Annotated in this window: 26 protein-coding genes and 2 pseudogenes; 17 read left to right on the top strand and 11 right to left on the bottom strand. The window is 58.6% G+C overall.

Annotated features, from left to right (window positions below; genetic code table 11):
* Positions 1-62 precede the first annotated feature (62 nt).
* Entirely contained in the window at positions 63-1,043 is a 981-nt protein-coding gene (locus RBB80_RS06475) for a hypothetical protein (protein WP_433967421.1), read from the bottom strand.
* Between the two features lie 308 nt (positions 1,044-1,351).
* Between RBB80_RS06475 and RBB80_RS06470 the strand changes: the two genes are divergently transcribed.
* The gene (locus RBB80_RS06470; RefSeq protein ID WP_433967420.1) at positions 1,352-2,062 is read left to right on the top strand and encodes a PEP-CTERM sorting domain-containing protein; all 711 of its coding nucleotides are present in this window, start codon (positions 1,352-1,354) and stop codon (positions 2,060-2,062) included.
* Between the two features lie 214 nt (positions 2,063-2,276).
* Here RBB80_RS06470 and RBB80_RS06465 read toward each other — a convergent pair whose 3' ends face one another.
* Positions 2,277-2,912 carry a hypothetical protein gene (locus RBB80_RS06465; protein WP_433967419.1) on the bottom strand — a complete coding sequence of 212 codons (636 nt, stop codon included), beginning with the start codon at positions 2,910-2,912 and terminating at the stop codon, positions 2,277-2,279.
* Between the two features lie 205 nt (positions 2,913-3,117).
* On the opposite strand from RBB80_RS06465, the pseudogene RBB80_RS06460 reads away from it, so the two are divergent.
* A pseudogene (locus tag RBB80_RS06460) lies at positions 3,118-3,456 on the top strand (alcohol dehydrogenase catalytic domain-containing protein); the annotation flags it as partial.
* Between the two features lie 44 nt (positions 3,457-3,500).
* On the opposite strand, the gene RBB80_RS06455 reads toward RBB80_RS06460, so the two are convergent.
* Positions 3,501-3,965, bottom strand: coding sequence for a hypothetical protein (locus tag RBB80_RS06455; RefSeq protein ID WP_433970147.1), 465 nt, complete (start codon positions 3,963-3,965; stop codon positions 3,501-3,503).
* Between RBB80_RS06455 and RBB80_RS06450 the strand changes: the two genes are divergently transcribed.
* From RBB80_RS06450 to RBB80_RS06425, 6 genes are all read left to right on the top strand, one after another.
* A complete protein-coding gene (locus RBB80_RS06450; protein ID WP_433967418.1) occupies positions 3,945-4,097 on the top strand; it encodes a hypothetical protein in 153 nt (50 codons plus the stop codon). The two genes, RBB80_RS06455 and RBB80_RS06450, sit on opposite strands and share 21 nt — an antisense overlap.
* A gap of 150 nt (positions 4,098-4,247) precedes the next feature.
* Positions 4,248-5,177: an N-acetylmuramic acid 6-phosphate etherase gene (gene murQ, locus RBB80_RS06445; RefSeq protein WP_433967417.1), complete on the top strand. Its 930-nt coding sequence runs from the start codon at positions 4,248-4,250 to the stop codon at positions 5,175-5,177.
* Positions 5,178-5,219: 42 nt separating this feature from the next.
* Positions 5,220-5,714 carry a Holliday junction resolvase RuvX gene (gene ruvX / locus RBB80_RS06440; protein WP_433967416.1) on the top strand — a complete coding sequence of 165 codons (495 nt, stop codon included), beginning with the start codon at positions 5,220-5,222 and terminating at the stop codon, positions 5,712-5,714.
* A gap of 101 nt (positions 5,715-5,815) precedes the next feature.
* A complete protein-coding gene (locus tag RBB80_RS06435) occupies positions 5,816-6,160 on the top strand; it encodes a nuclear transport factor 2 family protein (RefSeq protein WP_433969534.1) in 345 nt (114 codons plus the stop codon).
* 58 nt (positions 6,161-6,218) lie between these two features.
* Positions 6,219-6,419, top strand: a complete 201-nt coding sequence (locus tag RBB80_RS06430) for a hypothetical protein (protein ID WP_433967415.1) — start codon at positions 6,219-6,221, stop codon at positions 6,417-6,419.
* A complete protein-coding gene (locus tag RBB80_RS06425; protein WP_433967414.1) occupies positions 6,416-7,387 on the top strand; it encodes a glycerophosphodiester phosphodiesterase family protein in 972 nt (323 codons plus the stop codon). Before RBB80_RS06430 ends, RBB80_RS06425 begins: the two co-directional genes overlap by 4 nt.
* A 318-nt stretch (positions 7,388-7,705) precedes the next feature.
* On the opposite strand, the pseudogene ruvB reads toward RBB80_RS06425, so the two are convergent.
* Positions 7,706-8,754: pseudogene (ruvB, locus tag RBB80_RS06420) on the bottom strand (Holliday junction branch migration DNA helicase RuvB).
* A gap of 94 nt (positions 8,755-8,848) precedes the next feature.
* Between ruvB and RBB80_RS06415 the strand changes: the two are divergent.
* Positions 8,849-9,220 carry a hypothetical protein gene (locus RBB80_RS06415; protein WP_433967413.1) on the top strand — a complete coding sequence of 124 codons (372 nt, stop codon included), beginning with the start codon at positions 8,849-8,851 and terminating at the stop codon, positions 9,218-9,220.
* 10 nt (positions 9,221-9,230) lie between these two features.
* On the opposite strand, the gene RBB80_RS06410 is transcribed toward RBB80_RS06415, so the two are convergent.
* Together RBB80_RS06410 and RBB80_RS06405 are read right to left on the bottom strand one after the other, a co-directional pair.
* Positions 9,231-10,244 (bottom strand): glycoside hydrolase family 27 protein, encoded by a 1,014-nt coding sequence (locus RBB80_RS06410; RefSeq protein ID WP_433967412.1) that lies wholly within the window; start codon positions 10,242-10,244, stop codon positions 9,231-9,233.
* Positions 10,190-10,699, bottom strand: a complete 510-nt coding sequence (locus RBB80_RS06405) for a hypothetical protein (protein WP_433967411.1) — start codon at positions 10,697-10,699, stop codon at positions 10,190-10,192. Before RBB80_RS06405 ends, RBB80_RS06410 begins: the two co-directional genes overlap by 55 nt.
* 145 nt (positions 10,700-10,844) lie before the next feature.
* Between RBB80_RS06405 and RBB80_RS06400 the strand changes: the two genes are divergently transcribed.
* Both RBB80_RS06400 and RBB80_RS06395 read left to right on the top strand, forming a co-directional pair.
* On the top strand, positions 10,845-11,498 hold the full coding sequence (locus RBB80_RS06400) for a hypothetical protein (protein ID WP_433967410.1): 654 nt from the start codon (positions 10,845-10,847) through the stop codon (positions 11,496-11,498).
* The gene (locus RBB80_RS06395; protein WP_433967409.1) at positions 11,486-12,532 is read left to right on the top strand and encodes a M28 family peptidase; all 1,047 of its coding nucleotides are present in this window, start codon (positions 11,486-11,488) and stop codon (positions 12,530-12,532) included. Before RBB80_RS06400 ends, RBB80_RS06395 begins: the two co-directional genes overlap by 13 nt.
* Before the next feature lie 40 nt (positions 12,533-12,572).
* On the opposite strand, the gene RBB80_RS06390 is transcribed toward RBB80_RS06395, so the two are convergent.
* Positions 12,573-12,755, bottom strand: coding sequence for a hypothetical protein (locus RBB80_RS06390; protein ID WP_433967408.1), 183 nt, complete (start codon positions 12,753-12,755; stop codon positions 12,573-12,575).
* A gap of 107 nt (positions 12,756-12,862) precedes the next feature.
* Here RBB80_RS06390 and RBB80_RS06385 point away from each other — a divergent pair, with 107 nt between their 5' ends.
* Positions 12,863-13,285, top strand: a complete 423-nt coding sequence (locus RBB80_RS06385; protein WP_433967407.1) for an OsmC family protein — start codon at positions 12,863-12,865, stop codon at positions 13,283-13,285.
* Between the two features lie 205 nt (positions 13,286-13,490).
* Here the strand turns inward: RBB80_RS06385 and RBB80_RS06380 are convergent, their stop codons facing one another.
* On the bottom strand, positions 13,491-14,444 hold the full coding sequence (locus RBB80_RS06380) for a cation diffusion facilitator family transporter (RefSeq protein ID WP_433969532.1): 954 nt from the start codon (positions 14,442-14,444) through the stop codon (positions 13,491-13,493).
* An 83-nt stretch (positions 14,445-14,527) separates the two neighbouring features.
* Between RBB80_RS06380 and RBB80_RS06375 the strand changes: the two genes are divergently transcribed.
* Positions 14,528-15,154 (top strand): CatB-related O-acetyltransferase, encoded by a 627-nt coding sequence (locus tag RBB80_RS06375; protein ID WP_433967406.1) that lies wholly within the window; start codon positions 14,528-14,530, stop codon positions 15,152-15,154.
* Here the strand turns inward: RBB80_RS06375 and RBB80_RS06370 are convergent.
* Complete coding sequence (locus RBB80_RS06370; protein ID WP_433967405.1) at positions 15,151-15,672, bottom strand: hypothetical protein; 522 nt, start codon at positions 15,670-15,672, stop codon at positions 15,151-15,153. The two genes, RBB80_RS06375 and RBB80_RS06370, sit on opposite strands and share 4 nt — an antisense overlap.
* A 115-nt stretch (positions 15,673-15,787) precedes the next feature.
* Here RBB80_RS06370 and hslV point away from each other — a divergent pair, with 115 nt between their 5' ends.
* The 4 genes from hslV to RBB80_RS06350 all read left to right on the top strand — a co-directional run bounded on the left by hslV (position 15,788) and on the right by RBB80_RS06350 (position 21,640).
* Positions 15,788-16,468: an ATP-dependent protease subunit HslV gene (hslV, locus tag RBB80_RS06365; RefSeq protein ID WP_433967404.1), complete on the top strand. Its 681-nt coding sequence runs from the start codon at positions 15,788-15,790 to the stop codon at positions 16,466-16,468.
* 67 nt (positions 16,469-16,535) lie between these two features.
* The gene (gene hslU / locus RBB80_RS06360) at positions 16,536-18,128 is read left to right on the top strand and encodes an ATP-dependent protease ATPase subunit HslU (RefSeq protein WP_433967403.1); all 1,593 of its coding nucleotides are present in this window, start codon (positions 16,536-16,538) and stop codon (positions 18,126-18,128) included.
* Between the two features lie 426 nt (positions 18,129-18,554).
* Positions 18,555-19,556, top strand: a complete 1,002-nt coding sequence (locus RBB80_RS06355) for a FecR domain-containing protein (protein ID WP_433967402.1) — start codon at positions 18,555-18,557, stop codon at positions 19,554-19,556.
* Between the two features lie 764 nt (positions 19,557-20,320).
* Positions 20,321-21,640 carry a diguanylate cyclase domain-containing protein gene (locus RBB80_RS06350; RefSeq protein WP_433967401.1) on the top strand — a complete coding sequence of 440 codons (1,320 nt, stop codon included), beginning with the start codon at positions 20,321-20,323 and terminating at the stop codon, positions 21,638-21,640.
* Between the two features lie 107 nt (positions 21,641-21,747).
* Here the strand turns inward: RBB80_RS06350 and RBB80_RS06345 are convergent, their stop codons facing one another.
* Positions 21,748-22,152: a hypothetical protein gene (locus tag RBB80_RS06345; RefSeq protein ID WP_433967400.1), complete on the bottom strand. Its 405-nt coding sequence runs from the start codon at positions 22,150-22,152 to the stop codon at positions 21,748-21,750.
* Between the two features lie 128 nt (positions 22,153-22,280).
* A complete protein-coding gene (locus tag RBB80_RS06340; protein ID WP_433967399.1) occupies positions 22,281-23,279 on the bottom strand; it encodes a transaldolase in 999 nt (332 codons plus the stop codon).
* Positions 23,280-23,282 lie beyond the last annotated feature (3 nt).

Genomic DNA, 23,282 nt, shown 5'->3' with positions numbered 1-23,282 from the left:
AAGTTACCATAACCCAGTAATTACTGGCAAATTCACGACGGGATGCTGCCCCCCCGCAAACACTACATGTTTGTATGGCCGCCGCGCATCTCTTCATTGAACGTAGGCTTGATGAACGCCAGCGCATGCGCCAGCTCAGCCGAATACTGCGCTCGATGCCCCATCAGAGCCTCAGTTGGCGTGGCATACTCTGTATCAGCCGCCAGGTGAACGAGCCCCTCACCCGCCAGTGCCGCCACCGTCTTCTTCAGCTCCTCCACGGTCGAGTTCAGATACTGCGCATCCCGAGGATCCAGCAGCCACACCGGCTGTCCACCACCCAGCACACCCGACAACCAGAACACCTTCGCCGCCAGATACTCCTGCCGCTGCCCCTCAGTCGTGTCGTTGAAGTTGAAACGCTTCTTCCACGGACTGTAGAATCGCGTCGTCACCGGAACAGGCTGCCGATTGCCGCTTTTCACCAGCTCCAGCTGCCCCTGATCCATAGTTTTCCGCACTGCGTTGTAGATAAACCCTTCGGCAAACGGCTGCTCCGGAGCCTTCACGATCTCCGCAAACGTCACCGTCATCGATGCCGCCACCTTTGCGTGCAGCGGATTGTCTTCACCATCCTGCAGCCGAACCTCGCCATGCACCAGGAACGTATCCGCCCCCGAGGTCGACTCATGGAACGGCCACGTAAACTTCTCGAAGCTCAGCGGCAGCCCATGCAGTGTGAGGTAGCAGTCCGGCCGCGGATTCTTCAACCGCTTCGCCGCCTCTGCCAGGTAAACTCCAACTTCGGCCAGCATGTCGGCTCGGCTGAAGTCGAATTTATCGCTCAGTTCCAACACCTGCGTCTTCGTCATCGGAGCGGAGATGCCAGGAACCTCGCTATGCGTCAGCACCTGCTTCTTCGCTTTATCAGCAACCAGCGCTAGCAAAAACCGCGTCGTCGGATTACCGGAAAAATCCTGTCCAATCGCACTCGAAACCACTACCAGTCCGGCTACCTTCGCCGCAGCGTCTACCTGTCCAGCCAGTACTTCTTGCGTCCCCATTACCATTTGCCTCAATCACTCTTTTCTTATCTCTCCATTTTACGGCCTATCCGGCATTTCGCCCATTTTTGCCTAAGCACCAATCCCATGTGGACAGCCTTGCTATCCGCAAACGGTAAGTGCTGATAGAAGCCGACTTGCGAAAAGCTCTATAGAGCAAATCAATTCCTTTTTTCTGCAATTCTTTGCACATCCCACCGGGCAACCTTCCATCTCCAAAAGGTAACAACGGCGATACAAACGACTACTCAGTGACGACCAGAGCCCTGCGATGGCCCCCAACCTGCACCTAAGTAACTCGTAACCGCTTGTATTTCGGCCCAACGGAGAAGCATCTTGAAAAAAATCGTAAATATCTCACTGCCTTGGTTGCCCTTGTCTTCGGGACCTTTTTCACCGCCCACGCCGACACCCTCTCACTCGCCAGTTACTCCGGATCTTCTGCCGCGCCCTATGTAGCCAACACCGCAACGACCTACAACTCGGCCGCCTCCATCGTTAACAGTGGTTCCACCTCTACCTTCGACATCGCTTCAGGTTCCGTTTGGCATTCAGCCCTGGGCAGCTCAAGTTGGGTCTCCTTCAATGCTCTCACCGGACCCACCTCCGGCCTGGTCGTCCCCAATGGTGATTATGTCTACAACACGCATTTCAACCTTGGGGCCTCTGCTTCAAACTACGTTGGCTCTCTCAGCGTTCTCGCCGATGACACGGTTTCGATCTACCTCAACGGCAAGCTCATCCTCGAGGCAGCAGGTCCCCTAAGCGCAAGCAATGATTACTCTCATTGCTCCGACGTAGGTCCTAACTGCGTTACGCCGCTCACCTTCAGCTTCACCGGATTCGACCAGGGAATGAACGACCTCACCTTCGACGTAAAACAGGTCGCCGGAGTCGACGAAGGTCTCGACTTCGCCGGCACCATCTCCTCCGTACCCGAACCGGCCTCCCTCTTGCTGTTTGGTACAGGTCTGCTCGGCATCGTCGGAGTGACACGACGCTATGTCGCGGAAAAGTAATCGACCTCGAGTTGGAAGATGTGCCACAACATCGCCATCTTCCAACTTCGCCGGCTGAAAGATCATGGATGCCTCGCGGCTAGAGCCTTGTCTCCCGCCGCCACAGGTTTTCTGAACTCATCGACGGCTGGAACCTCGCTCCCTCAAAGACCGCGCCACCTGAACGTCTTCCATCCGGCCAAAACGCTTGCAAGGGAAAGAAAACAGATCTTCGCTAAGGATGTTTTGCCGCCGCAGCCTTATCAGCCGCAGCCACCGCCTTCTTGAACTCATCCACCGCAGGAACGTTATGCGAACGAAGCCCATCCTTTGCGAGGTACCTCCAGCCCGACGGGCTGTCCAAAGGATGATCCGTATCGCCGTTGTAAACAGTGAACGAATCGTCCACGGCTCCAATCTCCATCTGCGGATGCGGCGCCCCCTGCTCACTCGCCGCAGGAACGCCTGCCCCGGACAGCTCCGGCTGCCTGCCGTGCTGGGCCCCCACCGACACCCCATTCGCCCCTGGATCGATCATTCCCACTCGGTTGTTCTGCCGCGGATCGCTGGTCGTCGTGTCCACCACGCCCTTGTGCCCCTTGCGAATCACGATAATCAGGTCCGCGCCCTGAGTGCCGATCGTTGGCTTAAACCTTCCCCAATTCAACAACGCCGTCTCAACGTCTTTTTGCGCTACTTGATTGGCCCGCGGATCGTCAACGTCAATTCCTGCTTGAGGATCGATCATCACAGCAACAGTCTTCGCGCTGAGAATGTAGTCAGGCACACTCTTCTCAGCCTTGTTCTTCGCACCCGCGAAGGTCGTCATCAGCAAGCCTGCGATCAGAGCCACAAACATTCGCCTCGGCATATCCCCTCCTTCATCCTCGGCAAGATTTTACGCCGCCGGCGCAAAGACAACGCAGACGGCTCGATGAACACCGAACCTGCTGAAGCGAATTGATTCCACGTACCCCAGCCCTCAATTCAGCATCGAACCACAAGAATCAGTAACAACCAACAAAGATCAACGAAGCGTGGCCCCGATCTAACCCAGTCCCATCGCGAAGGTGCTAATGAGAGGCGCCGTTCTACGATCTGCCGGCCAGCCTCTTTCCATGGAAGAGGTCGCCATACCCATCCTCGCCGAGGGCCATCTCCTCCTCCGCGTTCTCGCCTGCGGAGTCTGTCGCACCGATCTCCATATCGCTGAGGGCGACCTCTGTCTCCTCCACCGGCCGCTTATCCTCGGCCATCAAATCGTCGGCAAAGTCGTCGACGGCGCCACAACGGATCGCCCCAACGACATGCGCGTCGGCGTCTCCTGGATCGGAGGAGCCGACGGCACCTGCCCCTTCTGCCGCCGCGGCGAAGAAAACCTCTGCGACAACCCCGTCTTCACCGGCTACACCATCAACGGCGGCTATGCCGAGTACGTCCTCGTCCGCTCCGACTTCACCTACCCACTCCCCGAAGCCCTCGACGACACCCACGTCGCTCCCTCCTCTGCGCCGGCATTATCGGATTTCGCAGCCTTCGCGTCGCCGGCACTCAGCCCGGAGAGCGCGTCGGTCTCTTCGGCTTCGGCTCCTCCGCCTCGCTTGCCATCAGCGTCCTGCGCCGCTGGAACTGCGAGGTCTACGTCTCCACCCGCGGCGAAGCCCACCGCGCGCAAGCGACTACTGCGGGCGCACAGTGGGTCGGCACCGAAGACGACAAGCCGCCCGTCCCGCTCGACCGCGCCATCACCTTCGCGCCCAGCGGTGCTGTCGTCGTCAGCGCACTTTCCAGCCTCCGCAAAGGCGGCGTCGTCGCCATCAACGCCATCCACCTCGACCAGATGCCCGCCTTCGACTACGACAAGCTCCTCTGGGGCGAACGCCAGATCCGCAGCGTCGCCAACATGACTCGCCAGGATGCCCACGACTTCCTCCAGATCGCCGGCGAGATCGGCCTGAAGCCGCAGATCCAAACCTTCCCGCTGGAGAAGGCCAACGAAGCCCTGATAGCCGTCAAAGATGAGACCGCCAAAGGCTCATGCGTCATCGTCCCATAGCGATCTTCACCTGATCGCGATGTCGCTTCGACCGAAGCCACGCGCACAGTTTGCAAGTTGCGAAGCGGAGAAATCCGCTGTTCTCTTCCGCGTCAACGCTCTCCAGCCGACTGAGGCATACTTGCAGTTAGGAAAGTGAACCGCTAACGCATGGAAACCAAGTCGACCCTCGCCAACCTCGCCACGGAAGCCCGCAACCCCCGCACCGAACACATCGACGAACTCCCAACTCTGGACATGCTCCGCCTCATCAACGAGGAGGACGCCAAGGTCGCCGCTGCCGTAGCCGCTGTTCTTCCGGAGGTCGCCAAAGCCATCGATGCCATCGCCCAACGCTTCATCAGCGGCGGCCGCCTCTTCTACGTCGGAGCCGGCACCAGCGGCCGTCTCGGCGTTCTCGACGCCAGCGAGTGCCCCCCAACCTTCTCCGTTCCACCCACCCTCTTCCACGCCATCATCGCCGGCGGTGACACCGCCCTCCGCAGATCCAGCGAACAATCCGAAGACTCCCCCGAGCAAGGAGCAGCCGACCTCGCTAACGCAGGCTTCGCCCACAGCCCCGACGGAACCGCAATCCCCGACACCCTGATCGGCATCGCCGCCAGTGGACGCACACCCTACGTTCTCGGCGCCCTCGCCCACGCCCGCAACATCGGCGCTCTCACCATCGCCCTCACCTGCGTACAAAATTCGCAAGTGGCCGCAACCGCCGACATCTCCATCGCTCCCATCACCGGCCCCGAGATCCTCACCGGCAGCACCCGCATGAAAGCCGGCACCGCCACCAAGCTCGTCCTCAACATGATCTCCACCGGCGTCATGATCAGGACCGGCGCGGTCTACGGCAACCTCATGGTCAACATGCAGGCCAGTAACGTCAAACTCGTCGATCGCGCGCAGCGCATCATCATGGCCGCCACCGGCATCGACCAACCCTCCGCCGCCGCTCTGCTTGAAATTGCCTGCACAATCAAAACCGCCATCGTCATGCAGAAGCTCTCCATCGACCGCCCCGCCGCCGAAGCAGAACTGAAAGCCCACCACGGCAATCTCTCCGCGCTCCTGAATCGGAAGTCCTGAAGCGCACATCTTTGGCGGCAGAGGCAGCGGTAGACTGAGGGGATGAAGACCGGCCGCGTGATGGCGTTGGACGTGGGAAAGATTCGTGTGGGCGTGGCCCTCTCCGACCCACTCGGATACACGGCGCAGCCCCTGTTGACCCTATGGCGCAAGACCAGGGGCGAGGATCTGCGCAGCCTCCTACGACTGATTCGCAAGCATGAAGTAGTAAAGATCGTGGTGGGCAATCCGCTGCACATGTCAGGCGATGTAAGCCCCTGGGCCGCGAAGGTCCATGAGTTCGCCGAGGAGTTGCAAAAACGCTCCGGCCTTCCCGTCCAGCTCTGGGATGAACGCCTCACCTCGGTCGCAGCACACGAGATCCTCAATGAAGCCGGGCACAGTCCCCGCGACCGTAAGTATGTCATCGATCAGGTCGCCGCCGTCGTCATCCTGCAAGGTTGGATGGAGGCCACAGCACAGGCAGAAGCAAAAGCTGCGCTGCAGCAAAGCGATCTCAGAGCCATAAGCGATCAGGACACTCGTGAAGGGGAATAACATATTGCACGTTGAGAGCCGCATCTGCTATCCCTTTTTGCCATATGGTCGAACTCACAAACGATGCTGTTCGACAGATTGAACAGATCCATTGAGACTGGATCGCGTACGAAGTCGCCGGAGAAGATCACAGATTGATGGCATTGTGCGACGATGACATCGAACTGTGGCCACCTGACGCGCAGCCTCTGCTCGGTCGCGCCGCAGTCTCAGCGCAGATAACACGCGGAACCGCGAGAGTTCACTCCATTGAGATCACCGACCGTCGTATTCGAGGTTCAAACGAGATCGCCTACCTAACCGCAAGCTACAAAACCACGTTCTCCTCGGCAGAAGACTCCACTCCGAGACAACTCCTCGGAAGCCATCTATGGATACTGCGAAGACGAGCCAGCACATGGAGTGTTCATCTCATAACTTGGTCGTCGTGGGACCGCGAAGCGTGAATCTGCAACCCACTCGCATTCACACCCCGGCAACTTCAACCCCATATCATGGTCCCTCATGTTAACCTCCACCCGAACGGTTTTATCTGCCGCAAGCCTCCTCCTCACCACCGCAACCCTCACCGCCCAGCAGGCCTCCATGCAAAATCCCTTCCTCGGACTCATGACCGCCGCCGGCCAGCACGCCAGGGCGCATAACGCCCAGACTCCGGTGCTCTCCCCCTCGATGCAACCCTTCTGGGCACAAATCCCCCTGTGAACGTAGCCGAACTCCACAAAGCCGGCTTCAAGGTCGTTCCCTGGACCACCAACGACCCGGCAAAGATGCGCGCTCTCATCGGCCTCCGCGTCGACGGCATCATCTCGGACCGACCCGACCTCCTTCAACAGGTCGTGAAGGAAGAGGCCGCCGCTCACCCCGACGAAGCCGCTTACTTCAAGAGCTTCGACGTGTCGGCCCATCGTGGAGGCCGCGGCCTGCGCCCTGAAAACACACTGCCATCTTTTGAGGACGGCCTCGACCATCTCAGCACAACGCTCGAAACTGACACTGGCGTTACGACCGATCACGTCTCGCTCATCTGGCACGATCAGTTCCTCAGCCCGGAGTCGTGCCGTCGAGTGGACGGTACTCCTTACACCCTGGAAAACCGCGTCTACACTCGCGATATCTCGCTTGCCGAAGCGCAGAGCACCTTCATCTGCGACAAGCTGCATCCGCAGTTCCCCGACCAGAAAAACGATCTCGCACTCTCACCTGTCGCCGTAGCCTTCGCGGCACAGGAGCACCTCATCAGCCCCTATGTTCCGACTCATGCCGAGCAACTCTTCCGGTTTACGCGCTTCTACGCCGAGTACTATCGCAGCGGAGCTGGCAAGTCCCATCCCGACGCGGCTGCGCGCGCGGCCAACGCGGAGAAGGTTAGGTTCAATCTCGAGACGAAGATCCTGCCTCTGCCCAATGATCCCACCGGTCCGAACCCGCCTCTGGCCAACGCTCACGCCGAACCGACGAGCAATCACACAGTTGCCCCGCAGACCTTTGTAAACACGCTGTGCGGGACGATTGTCCGGAACCACATGGAATCGAGGGCTGAGGTGCAGAGCTTTGACTTCCGCACTCTCATCCTCGTCGAGGAACAGTTTCCGAAGATCCCCACCTACTACCTGACCGAATCGCCAAAGATGCTCAGCTTGGAGTTCGTCCCGGTTGCCTTGCGTCAGTAAATCTTCGGCGTACCCAAAAAATAAAGTTCAAAAACGTGGCGCATTTTTCCGGCACCAAAAACGTGGCGTTTCCAGCCACACATTCACCACGATCTACACCACGTTTACCATGCCAAAACACCACGTTACGCAACCACAATTTCCCGAAAACCCCTGCAAAACACCACAGCCACCACGCCAGAAAAAATCCCCGCAGCAAAACCGAAAAAGCTGTCCCGCCGGACGGGCTCCCTGCGCGGGAGGCGGTCACTTCGTGACTTGTATACCGGTCTTGGCGAGTGAGGTGCGTGGGTCCTCCCGCTGGTCGGAAGGACAGCCCTAGAAGAGACTTAGCTTGCGGGGCATCTCTATGCCGAGGTGCTCATAGGCTAAGCGCGTGGCGACTCGGCCGCGTGGGGTGCGGTCGAGGAAGCCGATCTGGATGAGGAAGGGCTCGTAGACCTCTTCGAGAGCGTCTTGTTCTTCGGCCAGCGCTGCGGCTAGAGTATTGAGGCCTACTGGGCCGCCGTCATACTTTTCGATGATGGTGCGGAGGAGGCGGCGGTCCAGCTCATCGAAGCCGTGAGCGTCTACCTCTAGGAGTGACAAAGCAGCCTGTGCGGTAGGGCGGTCGATCATGCCTTGCGCGCGCACCTGCGCGTAGTCGCGGACTCGGCGGAGAAGGCGATTGGCGATACGGGGGTGCCTCGGGAGCGCATGGCGATCTCGGCAGCGCCGTCGCGGTCGATGGGGACGCCCAGGACTTCGGCGGAGCGCTCGACTACGAAGCGGAGCTGGTCGTCGGTGTAGAACTCGAGGCGGAGCAGGATGCCGAAGCGGCTGCGCAGCGGGGAAGAGAGCATGCCAGGGCGGGTGGTGGCGGCCACGAAGGTGAAGGGGCGGATCTCCATGACGTGGGTGCGCGCGGCAGGACCCTGGCCGATGATGATGTCGAGCTTGTAGTCCTCGAGCGCGGTGTAGAGCTTTTCCTCAAGGACGGGCTGCAGTCTGTGGATCTCGTCGAGGAAGAGAACCTGTTTTTCGCGCAGGTTGGTGAGGATGGCGGTGAGGTCGCCTTGTATCTGTAGCGCGGGGCCTGAGGTCTGCTGGTAGCCGACGCCCAACTCGTTGGCGATGATGGTGGCGAGGGTCGTCTTGCCGAGGCCGGGAGGGCCGAAGAGGAGGACGTGGTCGAGCGCTTCGCCGCGTGATTTTGCCGCTTCGAGGGCGATGGCGAGCTGTTCTTTGGCTTTTTCCTGTCCGATGAACTCGGCGAGGCGGGTTGGGCGTAACTTTAGCTCGAAGATGTCATCGTCGTCGGCTTTGCCGGCCGAGACGAGACGTTCGGCTTCGGTGGATCGTGCTTGATTGAGGTCTATCTTCGCCATGCCCTGAGGGCGATACTAAGGCGAAGGACGGCCGGAAGCAACTGTAGCGCCCGGATATCTTTTCGGATGTTCGGGCTGAGAGGTTTCGACAGCTATGCCAACGATCGGACGAGCCGTTCTAGAGGGAGCCGGGAGCCTGATTGCTCTTGGTGGTTTGTACGACGTCTTTGTTCCCCGCCTGCCTGCGAATCTGGCGGTTGTGTGCGGAGGAGATCCCCGTAGCTCCAGATTGGTTCGGGAGCTGTTGCGTGCACTGGGTGGAGCGCTGGTTGGGATCGGTGTGAGTGTGGTGGTTCTCGCCGGCAGATTGGGCGCGGAGGAGAGAGCGCTCTTGAAGTTGCTGATACTCCTGCTGGTGCTGCCGTCAGAGGGGGTGAATGCGTTTGGGATGTTTCGAGTGGGCTCGCCTTACTACGTGCCGCTTGGGCTGATAGTGATTACGCTGGTGGGATTGGCGATGGGTTAGCAACTATTCCCTACGGAATGACAAACGAAAGAACTGGCAACTGCAACCGCAGATCCCTTCGGGGAGGACAACAAAAGAACAAGCAACGACAACCGCAACTGCGACAACAGCTGCGACCACAAATACAGGGACCCTTATTTGTGGAGGGAGTACACGACTGAACCGTGCGGGGGAGATCGACCTGGAAGGAGTTCAGGAGGCCTAGTTCCTTTCTCTGCCAGAGGTCGCGGACCTTGTACTGCGCCTTGTCGATGTAGCCGTACTCGGCGAAGGTCTTGTCGACGTGAACGGGCGCGTCACTGAGATTGAAGACGGCGAGATAGTACTTGTCGCCGCGAATGGAGCGCGAGGTCCAGGTGACGAGCGGCCCGTCCTCGGTGTTCATTTCGCTGGCTGTGGAGTCGTGGTCCATTTCGATGACGGCCTGATTGGTGAGAAGCGACTTGAGAGCATCGTCCATCTCGGTGAGATTGCCTCCAACGAAGAGCGGTGCTCGCGCGATGGCCCAGAGGGTGATCATCGTACGCTGCTCATCTTCAGTGAGCCTTGAGTTGCGTGGTTTACCTTCGCCGGGATTTGGACGGAGCTGGCCGACGGGGAGCATATCCGCATCGGGCCAGCTTCCTGGCTTTGCCTGATCGGCCCACTTCGCGAGGATAGAAAACTGATCCTTTACGCCCTGCGACCACGTGGCGTCGGGGTCCTTATCCCAGTGATCCCAGACATCGCTCGAGATGCGCCACATCTGCGCGTTCTTTTGGACCTCGCCGGCGTGCTCGATTGGCGTGGGCCCGGGCGAGAGGCTGAGCACGATGGGGCGGCCTGATCGCTCGATGGCTTTGTGAATCATTCGAATCTCGGCGCTCATGTAGGGGTGCGCGATGCAGTCCACCTTGAGGAAGTCGACGCCCCAGGAGGCGTACTGCTTCATCAGTGCGTCGTACCAGGCCTGTCCGGCGAGGTTGGCTTTCACGCCGAAGTTGTCCGGGTTCCAGGAGCAGGTGTCGGTGGTGTCTGCCGCCATGCTGGCGCGATAGTGCGTGGTGCCGATGTATGTGTTGGCGAAGACAGTTTTTTCGGGATGCCTCGGAGCATGTGGATTCCGAACCTGAGGCCGTCGTCGTGGACGGCATCGCTGAGTGGTTTGAAGCCTCTGCCGGTGGCGGAAGAGGGGAAGCGGTTGGGAGCGGGCTCGTACTGGCCACGGAGGTTGACGGTGTAGTGCAGAGCCTGCGGCATAGACATGTTTTCGGGGTTCTGCAGATACCAGCCTTCATCGATGACGACGTACTCCCAGCCGAACTCCTTGAGTTGCGCTGCAAGAACGACCGTGTTGGCGCGAAACTGGGCCTCGTTCACAGTGGGGCCGTAGGCGTCCCAGCTGTTCCATCCCATGGGTGGTGTAGGAGCTAGCGCTTTGTCCTGTGCTGTTGCGGAGACTGTGAGCAGAAGTGCCAGAGCCACGCTAAAACGCTTCATCACCATGCGAATAAACATATCAAAGTCAGCGTGCTCCGTTCAGTCGGGAGCGGAACCCTGCGATGGAGGCGATGGCTGCGTGAAGTTGCGATTAGACTGGACGCATCCATGAAGTCTTAGAAGTCTTACGCCAAGGAGTAGGAACGTGATCCAGATTCGCTCGGCCATCCGTGTTGCAGCCTCAGTTATTTCTCTCTCCACAGCTCTGATTGCGCAGTCGATTCCGTCTGCCGTGAAGGCAGCGGAGGCTTCCATCGACGGCGAAAAGATCCGCGCGCAGGTGCGCTTTCTGTCGGACGATCTGCTGGAGGGACGCGGGCCGGGGCTGCGGGGGAGCGAGATTGCGGCGAAGTACATTGCGACGCAGTTCGCGCTCTATGGGTTGAAGCCGGGCGGCGACAACGGAACGTATCTGCAGCAGATCAACTTTGTTGGGATGAAGGCGATTCCGGAGAAGACGACGATGTCGTTGATTCCTGCGAAGCCTGCGGGCAATTCGATTGATCTTTACTCGATCGATTTGAAGTATGCGGACGACTATACGGTGAGCAATCGCACGCTGACGCCAAGCGTCGATATCGATGCGCCGATTGTGTTTGTTGGTTATGGTGCGATTGCGCCGGAGTTTCAGTGGTATGACTACGCGGGCGTGGACGTTAAGGGGAAGGTGATTCTATGCATCGTGGGAGATCCGCCTTCGACCGATCGGAACTTCTTTGGCGGCGATGCGCTGACCTACTATGGGCGCTGGACGTACAAGTTTGAAGAGGCGGCGCGGAGGGGGCCGTGGGCGCGCTGATTATTCATCGCACGGATCTGGCGAGCTATGGCTGGGATGTAGTGAAGAACTCGAATACGAGCGAGAAGACTTATCTGCGGGATGATAAGAATCCGCAGCTGGAGGCGGCCAGCTGGATTCAGCTGGATGTGGCGAAGAAGATCTTTGCGTCGAGTGGGCTGGACGCGGATGCGGAGATTGTTGCTGCGGGCAAGCGTGGCTTCAAGGCGGTGGAGTTGCCGGTGAAGCTGAAGGCGCATATTGAGAGCACGGTGCGGTCGTTCCAGTCGCCGAATGTGGTGGGAATTTTGCCGGGGGCGAATGGCGGGGGTAAAGACCAGGCTGTGATGTATACGGCCCACTATGACCATCTGGGGTTTGTGCCGGGGATGGCTGGGGACAATATTTATAACGGCGCTGCGGATAATGGCACGGGCTGTGGGATGCTGCTGGAGATGGCGCGGGCGTGGGCACAGTCGGGCGTGAAGCTGCCACACTCGCTGATCTTTGCTTCAGTGACGGCGGAGGAGCAGGGATTGCTGGGCTCCGAGTATCTGGGGCAGCATCCGCCGATTCCTGCGGGGCAGATTGCGCTGGATATTAATTACGACATGATTCTGCCGATCGGCGTGCCTCTGGAGACCAATGTGAATGGCGCGCAGAGGACTACGTTTTATCCGACGGTGGAGGCTACGGCGAAGAGGTTCAATCTTGGGATTGTGCCGGACCCGAAGCCTTCGGCGGGAAGCTACTATCGCTCGGACCACTTCAGCCTTTCGCGTGTGGGAATTCCAGCGTTCTCGATTGAGACGGGAAATCTTTATGAAGGGCATGACGCAGCCTGGGGACATAAGCAGCATGAAGAGTTCACCGCGCATGACTATCACAACTTCAGCGACAACTTTCATGAGGAGTGGGACTTCAGTGGGAATGCGAAACTCGACCGCTTTGGCATGGAACTGGGCTGGGAGGCTCTGAGCGCGCCGGCGATCATTCAGTGGAAGGCGAAGGATGAGTTCGAAGCGGCGCGGAAGGCTAGCCAGGGAACCAGATAGGATCGCGTGAAGGAAGGTATGGCCGGAGAAGATCCGCGGATCAGTAGAAGTCGGCACAGCTAAGGAAGTAGCCGCAGGTTCGACAGACGAGCTTGCAGCGGCTGTCTTCGAGCCGCGAAGAGCAGGTGGGGCAGAAACGGGAGTGGTGTTCGGTCGGGAGCGAGGAGTTCGGGCAGGTTGTCGCTGCGTGGTCGGCTGCGGCGGGTGCCGAGGTTGAGGACATCTCGAAATGCTATTGCATGCGAGATTTTTCAAAGTCCTTTGTTTCAAGCCGCGCATCGAAAAAGGTACTGTTGATAGGTAACAGTTGAGAACAAAAGGAGAAATACGATGGATCGCACTGGCAGCGCAGTATGGCACGGCAAGATTATGGACGGCACGGGCACCATTTCCACGCAGAGCGGCACGTTGAAGGACACGCAGTACAGCTTCAAGACGCGGTTTGCCGATGGTGTTGGCACCAACCCCGAGGAGTTGATTGCGGCGGCGCATGCAGGGTGCTTCACGATGGCGCTTAGCGGACAGCTTACGGAGGCGGGCTTTACTCCCGACACCATTGAGACGACTGCGGTGCTGACGCTCGATGTTCATGGCGCGCCGACGATCACCAAGATTCGTCTGACCACGAAGGCGAAGATTCCTGGCATCGATAAGGCGAAGTTCGACGAACTGGCGCACAATGCTGAGGTTGGATGCCCGGTGTCGAAGGTGCTGAAGGCGGCGACGATTACGCTCGACGCTACGCTGGTTTAGAAGATGGGTGTCCTGCCGGACGGGCCCGCTACGCGCGGCGCGGCCACTTCGTGGCGGGTATACCGGTCTTGGTTGGACAGCGGTATAGATCCTCCCGTTGGTCGGAAGAGAATTCAATTCCGACCAACGGGAGGATCACAATCACAAGGTATAGAAGTCACGAAGTGACCGCACCGCGCGCAGCGGCCCCGTCCGGGAGGACTTATCAGTGAGCGTGGCCGTGATGGTCATGCCCGTGACTGTGGGCACCAATTGCCTCTAGCTCGGGAGGCGCAGCGCAGCCATGCGTAGTCTCACAGCCGGTGATCTCAAACTGGATAGTCGTGTGGGTGATGTGGAAGTGATCGCGCAGGGCGCATTTGATGTCTGCGAGGATGCTGCTGCACTCCGACATGGGCATCTCGGCGATGGTGACGTGACTCGCGAGCGCGTGGGACTGTGAGCCAAGGCTCCAGACATGCAGGTCGTGAACGTTGAGGACACCGTCGACCGAGGCCATGGCCTGACGAATCTCCCCGAGCTCGAGATTGCGCGGCGTACCTTCGAGCAGGATATTCAGGGTCTCGCGAATGATGCCGATCGAACTCCACAGGATCATTCCGGCGATCAAGATAGAGAGCACGGGATCGATCCACGACATGCCGGTGAAGAAGATAGCGGCGCCTCCGGCGATCACTGCGGCGGTGGAGAGCGTGTCGCCCAGCATATGGAGGAAGACGCTGCGGATGTTGACGTCGCCCGAAAACTTCCAGAGAAGAGTGGCGATGGTGCCGTTCATCAGCACGCCAGCGGCGGCTACGTACATCATCAGCTTCGGCTGCACCTCGACCGGCACGCTGAAACGATGGATGGCGGCGAAGGCGATCCAAATAGAGAGCACGATGAGAGTTGCGGCATTGACGAAGGCGGCCAACACGCCTGCTCGCTGGTACCCGAAGGTCTTCTGATCGGTTGCGGGACGTGCCTGAAAATAAACGGCTACGAAGGACAGCACGATGGCGAGGAGGTCGCTGACGTTGTGTCCGGCTTCAGAGATAAGGGCCAGGGAGTGTGCCCGCAACCCGAAGTAGAAAGTCGCCCCGACGTACGCCAGCGTGAGCACCATGGAAAGCCGCAGAACGCGCTGCATCTTGCTATTCGGGGTGGCGACCATGTGCATGAGAACAAGTGTAGTCTGCGCCGGGGTTGGGTTCAATCGAGGGATTGTGATGTGTGCGCCATCAGTCTGCTATTGTTTTCCGGATGCCAGATCAAATCCCCTCAGCGGCCGCTCCCTATCCGATAGCGAACCAGAGCCGCGTCGGTTTTCTTAAGAACCACATCACGCGCGCCAATATTCAGATAGGCGACTACACGTACTATGACGATCCGGCAGGGATGGAGGAGTTTGAGCGTAATGTCCTCTATCACTTCGACTTCGTCGGCGACCGGCTGATCATCGGCCGGTTCTGCTCGATCGCCATGGGAGTCAAATTCATCATGAACGGCGGTAATCACCGGACGGACTGGCTGACAAACTATCCGTTCCCGGTGTTTGGCGGCGAATGGTCGACGGCGATGCCGGAGAGCTGGCCGAACAAGGGCGACACCATTATCGGCAACGACGTCTGGATAGGACACGGAGCGACGCTGATGCCTGGCGTTCGGGTCGGAGACGGAGCGATCATCGCAGCCGAAGCAGTTGTCACGTCGGAGGTCGAACCGTATGGAGTGGTTGGCGGCAATCCGGCGAGGCTGATCCGCAAACGCTTTGACTCGGCGACGATTGACCAGTTGCTTCGTCTCTGCTGGTGGGAGTGGCCTATTGAAAAAATTACGTCGAAGGTGAAGGCCATCTGCAGTGGGGACCTGGCAAGCCTGACCAGCTAGAACGGTTTGTCGAGCTCGTCCTCTGCCGGATAAGGGACGGGTGGGCGGGTGCCTAGCCGTAGCCCGCTCCACGTCTCAGCTACGACGATGCTGTTTGCAGGATTTTGCGGGGCATAGCGGACCTGAATAGGAAGATCGGTGCGAACGCCGTGGACCAGGTCGGCGAGCATGGTGACGTCCTGAGCGCACTCGTAGGTTACGCCGGCGATGCGGTAGACGTAGACGATCATGTCTGGTGTCAGAGGGCCCTGGCGGACAGGCTCAGGATCGTCTGCAAGGTCCAGAGCAGGACAACGAACCTCCGCAACCATGGTGTCCATGATGGTTCCGTCGGTGATGCGTCCGACTCGCGCCAGCAACTCGCGACGCTCTCGCTCTATCTCTTCGGCAGAGGGCCTGCGGCGGGTTAGGACGTAGCTGACGACGCCGATCGTCGCCGCAGTCGTTGCTCCAATGCCGATGAGAACTCGCGGCGAACGGAGGACAAGCGGCAGATGAGTTGGAATCAGCGCAAACACAGTCTCTGCCCAAAAGCATAGACCATGGCAAGGGGATCGTGAGGGGGAAGGTGCTGTCTGAGTACACAACTTTCCGGGTATGGAACGGAGGAGTTACTTCGAGAGTAGGCGCTCGTTGCGCGATATACTGAAGATTGCCCATGAAGCCTTTCTCCTCTTCCAGCACCAGGTCGTCTGTTGTCGCCCAAAAATATCCACTCTGCCATCCGGTCTTGCCCATCCGTTGGATCTGGGCGAGGGGCGGCGAATTCGTTCTACTACAGTGATCTGTGTGCGCCGCGGCGACTCGGTCGTGATGGCTGCCGATGGGCAGGTGTCCCTTGGCGCGACGATTATGAAGGGAACGGCGAAGAAGATCCGCCGCCTGTACCAGGACAAGGTGCTGGCGGGATTTGCGGGATCGACCGCCGATGCGTTCTCGCTGTTTGCGCGGTTTGAAGGCAAGCTGGAGCAGTACGCCGGCAACCTGGGACGCGCCGCCGTAGAGCTGGCGAAGGACTGGCGCACCGACAAGATGCTCCGTCAGCTGGAAGCGCTGTTGATTGTGGCTGATCCGAAGCAGACGTTTCTGATCTCGGGTACCGGCGACGTGATCGATCCGGATGAAGGGATCGCGACGATCGGGTCGGGCGGCAGTTTTGCGCTGGCCAGCGCGAGAGCTTTGATGGAGAACACAGATTTAAGCGCCCGGGAGATCGCGGTGAAGAGTCTAATGATCGCCGCGCAGATCTGCATCTACACCAATGACCAGATGACGGTGGAAGAGCTGAAGTCTGAAGTGCCGGCGAGCCAGTAGCGTCGACTGTTCGTAGAAGTTTTATAGAAGGTTCGTCGCTGGGATATGCGACAAGGAGTACCGCACTATGGCAATTTTTCTACCTGGAGCCGCTGAAGATCAGGCACTCGCACTCGATGAGATGACGCCGCGCGAGATCGTCACTGAGCTCGATAAATACGTTGTGGGGCAGCACGCGGCAAAACGGGCCGTGGCGATTGCGTTGCGTAATCGAATGCGCAGGCAGAAGCTTGCGCCAGAGCTGGCCGATGAGATCATGCCGAAGAACATCATCATGATTGGGCCGACGGGCGTGGGTAAAACGGAGATCGCTCGGCGTTTGGCGAAACTGACGAACTCTCCGTTTCTGAAGGTGGAAGCCTCGAAGTTTACTGAGGTGGGCTATGTGGGACGGGATGTCGAATCGATTGTGCGCGACCTGGTGGAGATCGCGATCGACATGGTTCGCGAAGAGAAAATGGAAGAGGTCGAGGATAAAGCGGAGCTTGCGGCGGAGGATCGGCTGATCGATCTACTGTTGCCTCCGACGCCTGCCGCAGCACCTGCTGCGACTGCTGCTGCGGCCACGCACGAGCCAGGGAGCAATCTCATTCAGCTTCCGGTGGCTGCGCCGGTTGATGACTCCGAGGAGAAGCCGGGGGATCGGGAGCATAGGACGAGAGAGAAGCTGCGGCAACAGTTTCGCGAGGGCAAGCTGGATGAGCGCACAGTGGAGCTGGATGTACGCGACCGCAACCAGCCCAGCTTTGAGGTGATCTCCAATCAGGGTTCGGAGGAGATGGATATCAACCTGAAAGACATGCTGCCGGGCCTGTTTGGACAGCGCACGAAGAAGCGCAAGATGAAGGTGGCAGAGGCTTTCGACTACCTGGTGCAGGAGGAGGAGAACCGGCTGATCGATATGGATCAGGTGACTCGGCTTGCGGTGGAGCGCGTTGAGGATTCGGGGATTGTGTTTCTGGATGAGATCGATAAGATTGCCGGACGCGAAGGTGGGCATGGGCCGGATGTTTCGCGGGAGGGCGTGCAGCGGGATATTCTGCCAATCGTGGAAGGGACTACGGTTAATACAAAGTACGGAATGGTTTCGACGGATCACATCTTGTTTATTGCAGCCGGGGCGTTTCACGTGTCGAAGCCCAGCGATTTGATTCCGGAGTTGCAGGGACGTTTTCCGATTCGCGTTGAGCTTAACTCCTTGACGGTGAATGACTTTATTCGCATTCTGACGGAGCCAAAGTCGTCTCTGGTGAAGCAGTCTACGGCGCTTCTGGAGACGGAGGGGTTGAAGCTGGAGTTTACGAAGGAGGCGATTGCGGAGATGGCGCAGTTTGCTTTCAAAGTGAACGAAACTACCGAAAACATTGGGGCTCGGAGGCTGCACACGATTCTGGAGAGGGTGCTGGACGAGATCAGTTTTCAGGCGCCGGACCTGTTCAAGAGTCCGCGGGCGGAGATTACGGAGGAGGGCGTGGTCGGCGAAGTGCCTGTGTCTGCGTCGCTTACGTCAGAGCTGCAGATGCCGTCGCCGCCTCTGCCTGTGATTGAGCGGCAGACTGCTACGGGCGTGGAGAAGGTCATCGTGGTCGATCCGGAGTATGTGCGGCAGCAGGTGGCATCGATCGTGAAGGATCAGGATCTTTCTCGGTATATCTTGTAGTTTTTTTAGCGCGTGGTGGAGTGGTGTTTTTGCAGGGTTTTTCGCGTTTTTTGGTGTCCAAACGTGGTGTTTTGGATGGTGAAACGTGGTGGCGTTGTGGTGTTTTGTATGGCTGGAAGTGCAGCAAAAAGCTGGCGTAAAAATGCGCCAGCTTTTTCACTTTAATTTTCATGATCGATCGCCTGGTTCAACGGCTTCTGAGAAGACATAACTTTTACAACTGACTCAGGGCTCTCTTTCGAGCGGCTTTTGGTGTTGGAAAGCTAGATTTTGGGGTCTTTGAATGAAGTAGTGTCCCGGCGTTGTCATTCGTCGGTCAACGGCAGCAACTTGTTGAGCTACATCGGGTTCAATGGTCAGGCACAGTTTGAGCCTACTGTGACTTTTCGTCCTCTGTTTCATCTAAACAACAGAGGTTTTATGAATATGTCAGGGCTCAAATCGGTTCTTCTACTTTCCCTGGCGACTCTGTTTACGCCTGCCTTTGGACAACAGCAAGGCGCAAACCCAGCCCGCCCAGGAACTCTCAATTATGTTGAAGGTCAAGCTTCGATCGATGGCCACCAGGTCACGGCGCATTCTGTGGGCCAGGCGGAGGTGGAGCCGGGTCAGTACCTTGCGACCGCTGACGGTAAGGCGGAGATGCTGCTGACGCCGGGCGTGTTTCTGCGGTTGGATAAGAACAGCACCGTGAAGATGATCAAGCCTGACCTGACCCACACCGAGGTGAGCGTGGAGCAGGGGCGTGCCGAGGTGGAGGCGGATCAGCTCTACCCGCAGAACATGATCCTGATCGATCAGAAGGGCGGTCAGACGCAGATCCTGAAGAACGGGCTGTATGAGTTCAACGCAGATGCGAATACGGTGCGCACCTTCGATGGGAAGGCGGGGGTCTATCCCGGCAAGAACCTCGAGAGCAATGTGAAGCCTGTGGATGTGAAGGGCGGCAAGCAGATCACGCTCGTTGGCGAGGCGGTGAAGCCGGTGAGCTTCAACAAGGAAAGCTCGGAGGATGATCTATATCGGTGGAGTCAGTTGCGCTCGCAGTACCTGGGTGAGGCGAACATAGATCTTGCGGCGGAGTATGCGGGATACGGTCCGGCGTACGGCTACGGCGGTTTCGCGCCTGGTTGGGCGTGGGATGCTTCTCTGTATGGGTATGACTGGCTGCCGGGTGGCGGTCCGTTCTTCAGTCCGTTTGGATATGGCTTCTACTCTCCGTACTACCTGTATGGCGGCGGCTTTGTGTATGGCCGTGGCTTCTATGGGCGCGGCTACGGCTATCGTGGCGGATATGGATTCCGTGGCGGCAGCGGAGGCTATCGTGGGGCATCGGTCGCTGGTGGAGGATTCCATGGCGGCGGATTCCAGGGTGGTGGCGGTGGCGGATTTCACGGAGGCGGTGGAGGCGGCGGTGGCCACCGGTAAGTCAGACAGGAAGAGGGGTTAGGCGAAGAAGGGGCTGGATGGCGGGAGACGCTCTCCAGCCCTTTCTGTTTCGTGAGGATGCGTGGCGGTTTGAATCGACTGAAATCGATGGCTCTCCCTATCTCCGGTTTGTCTTCAACGCGGCGAGTCCTGTTTCTAAACGAATTGCTGTGTAACGTTTCGAAGGTGAAGGTCACTACCAGTGCGTTATCACTCTTTCGCCGGCTCTGATGTCCTTGAGAACCAAACAGACGTGAAAGTAATCCACCAGACCGGCGGAGTTGAGTTGGAGAAGTTTGGGGCAGAGTTGCTGTCTTGCGGAGGTTATTGCGGAGTGCTATTGTGTCGTAATTTTTATGTTTGATTTTCTCAGGAATACCGCATAATTGTGCAACAAACAGCGTTTCCATCTCTGTAAGACCGACGAGTTACCAGGGCCCCCGCGAACCAGGTGCAGTGAGTTTCAAAGACCCGGCGGGAGGGTCAGACATTTTGCTCTGTAATTTTTCTGCTGTCTTTAGAAGAGTTGACCGAGGCAGCCATCCGCCCATCGCAGGAAGGCTCTGCACAGTTCTCACTCTGGACTGCTTCACGTCTCTCAGTTTTGTAAAAGATGACTTTTGCCATCGCGCTGATGGTGCTTTGTGGACTATTGTTCTGGTTCAGGGTTTGAGGACTAAAGGTGACGGCACTCGTTCTGTCACCGAAGAGGTAACAAACGCATCCCGCGCGGGCTGCAGTTGCGGCCAAATCCAAGTGCGGCGATGCCCGGGTCCCAGATGAACTATGCGTTTCTTCCCGATCTTCTGGCGTTGATGATCCTGATTGTGATCCTGATGTTGCTCAGGCAACGACATCCTCAGGAGCGCGCCGATCTGTGGCTGCTGGGCTTGTTCTTTACGCTGGTGGAAGCGGGTGCGCATACGTTTTACGCGCCGAGCGGACCGCCGCAGAAGATTCTGCATGTGATCGTGATGGACTGCTACCTGCTGACGGGCATGATCTTTGTGTGGGCATCGGGAGTTTATCCTGTCTCCAAGGCTTCGCGGTTGCTTTATCTCTCGCTGAATACGCTGCCGCTGCTGGCGTTGTGCACGGTCTATGGTATGCACATGGACACGGGGATTGTCTTCTTCCCGTGCATGGCTGCGGGCATGGTGATTGGGGTTTCGACCTCGCTGTATCTTCGCCGCAGTTGGATAGCCGCCGTGCTGCATGTGTGTGGGTGGATGACGATGGGATATCTGATCCACGTCTCCGACTACAGGGCGGCAGTGTACTGGAGCCTGTGCTGCGTGTACGCGACCGCGGCGCTGAACTTCCAGCGGCGGTTGCCGACGGGAAGCACGGGCAGGCTCGCTATTGTGACCGGCTTCACGATCTGGTCGCTGTGCCTGCTTCTGCATCCGTGGATTGTGCAGTATCGCGCGTATGCCGATATCGCCTCGCACATATGGAATATGCAGAAGTCGCTGATCTCGATCGGCATGATTCTGGTGATGCTGGAGGAGCAGGTTTCGAGCAACGAGTGGCTGGCTCTGCACGATGAGTTGACCGGGCTGCCGAACCGGCGTCTGTTTGCGGACCGGCTGATGATTGCGCTCGACCGGGCTGAACGCACGCACAACCGGCTGGCGCTGATTGTTCTGGATCTGAACGGCTTCAAGAAGATCAACGACACGATGGGGCACCAGGCGGGCGACCAGGTGCTGCGCGAGGTATCAGCGACTCTGCGCAGGGGCGTACGGGCGTCGGATACGCTGGCGCGGCTGGGCGGGGATGAGTTTGTGATCGTGGCGGCGGATGTGGAGCCGGGGAAGTCGCTGGATCACCTGTTGGAGACGGTGCGGAGCACGCTGGACCGTCCGATCGTGGTGGAGGGCAAGCCGATGATGCTGTCGGCGAGCGTGGGCATGGCCGTATACCCGGAGGACGCTCACGACTCGATCCGGTTGCTTCGCGTGGCAGACCAGAGGATGTACGCGACCAAGCAAAGGCCGGCAGTCCAGACGGCCAAGGCCGTGGTTGGCCGGCCTGCGGTAGCGGACTCGCAGATGGCAGCGGTGGTTAGTGTGCAGAGATAGAGTTGCGGTATTGTATGAAAGTGTGACGCGAGGTGAAAGAAAAAGGGCAGAGACCTGGTTGCATCGGTCTCTGCCCTTTTTTGTAACCGTTTTTGTAACGAATCGAACTAGTGGTGTCCGTTGTCTGCGTGGCCGTGTCCGTCGCGCATCTCGTTGCCGTGGAAGTTCTCCATGTGGTCCACGTGATTCTCTGGCCGTGCGGCCTCGCCACGTGCAGGGTATGGGCCGTGGTATCCGTGCTCGGGATGGTAGTGGTTATCGACGTGGCCGGAGAAGTGTTCCGGGCCGTGGAACCAGGGACCCGTGCCGATAAAAACACCGCTACTGAACCATTCGGAACCGTAGTAGCCGTAGGGCGCGCAGTTGTAGGGTGCGTAGTCATAGTAGCCATAAGGGCATGCCGGAGCAGGTCCGATGTTGACGCTGATTTGAGCGTCCGCTTTAGGAGCTGCTACTGCAAAGCTGAAGGCAGCGGCAACTGCGGCTGCGGTGAGAATTTTAGTAGCGTGCATTTTTTCACCTCTGCCTTGTTTAGAACCAGGCGAAGGTGCGAGAGGTTGTCAGAGATAAAGTTTGTTCCAAGGCAACCCGGCGGCCTTTTTGAGGAGGCCGCCGGGAGGTAATCGTTTAATTGTGAAGACTAGCGAGCTGCAGTTGCCGGTTCACTGATCTCGCTGAGGCGCTTTTCGAGAATGACTTCGAGATCGACGATGGCCTTGGAGAAGCCGTCGATGCCTTCTTTCAGCTTGTCGTGCGCCATGCGGTCTTCGGCGTGCATCTTGTCGAAGGTGGCCTTGTCGATCGTGAGCTTCTTGATGTCCAGGCTCTGTGCTTTGGCCGGGTCGAGCTTGCGCGGCAGTGAGCCCTCGGTTTTTTCAAGCTCGTCAAGCAGCTTCGGTGCGATGGTGAGGAGGTCGCAACCCGCGAGTTCGGTAATCTCACCGATGTTGCGGAAGCTTGCACCCATGACGACCGTCTTGTAGCCAAATTTCTTGTAGTAGTTGTAGATGGTGGTGACGGACTCAACGCCGGGGTCTTCGGCACCTTTGTAGTCCTTGCCGGTGTCTTTCTTGTACCAGTCGAGGATGCGTCCGACGAAGGGCGAGATGAGAGTGGCCTTGGCTTCGGCCGCAGCGATGGCCTGGTGAAGACCGAAGAGCAGCGTCATGTTGCAGTGGATGCCCTCCTTCTCGAGGATCTCAGCGGCGCGGATCCCCTCCCAGGTGGAGGCGAGCTTGATGAGGACGCGGTCGTGTGAGATGCCGGCCTTGTCATAGAGAGCGATGATGGCGTGGGCCTCTTCGATGGACTTCTGGGTGTCGTAGGAGAGGCGGGCGTCAACCTCGGTCGAGACGCGGCCGGGGACGATGTCGAGAATCTTGAGGCCGAAGGCGACTTCGAGAGGCCGGAAGGCGGCTGCAGCGACTTCTTTGTCCGAGACGTGGGCGCCTGCTTCTTTGCGCATCTTCTTGAGCACGTCGTCGACGAAGGACTGGTATTCAGGTTTTTCGGCGGCGGCGGCGATCAGAGAGGGGTTCGTGGTCGCATCCTGTGGGCGGAACTGCTGGATGGCGTTGAAGTCCCCGCTGTCGGAGACGACGGTGGTGTATCCGCGAAGCTGTTCGAGTAACGATGCCATAAT

It is taken from the genome of Tunturiibacter gelidiferens (genome assembly GCF_051013345.1).
Taxonomy (GTDB): domain Bacteria; phylum Acidobacteriota; class Terriglobia; order Terriglobales; family Acidobacteriaceae; genus Edaphobacter; species Edaphobacter gelidiferens_A.
The sequence above is the reverse complement of the archived record's forward strand: the minus strand, read 5'-3'. Positions and strand labels throughout refer to the sequence as shown.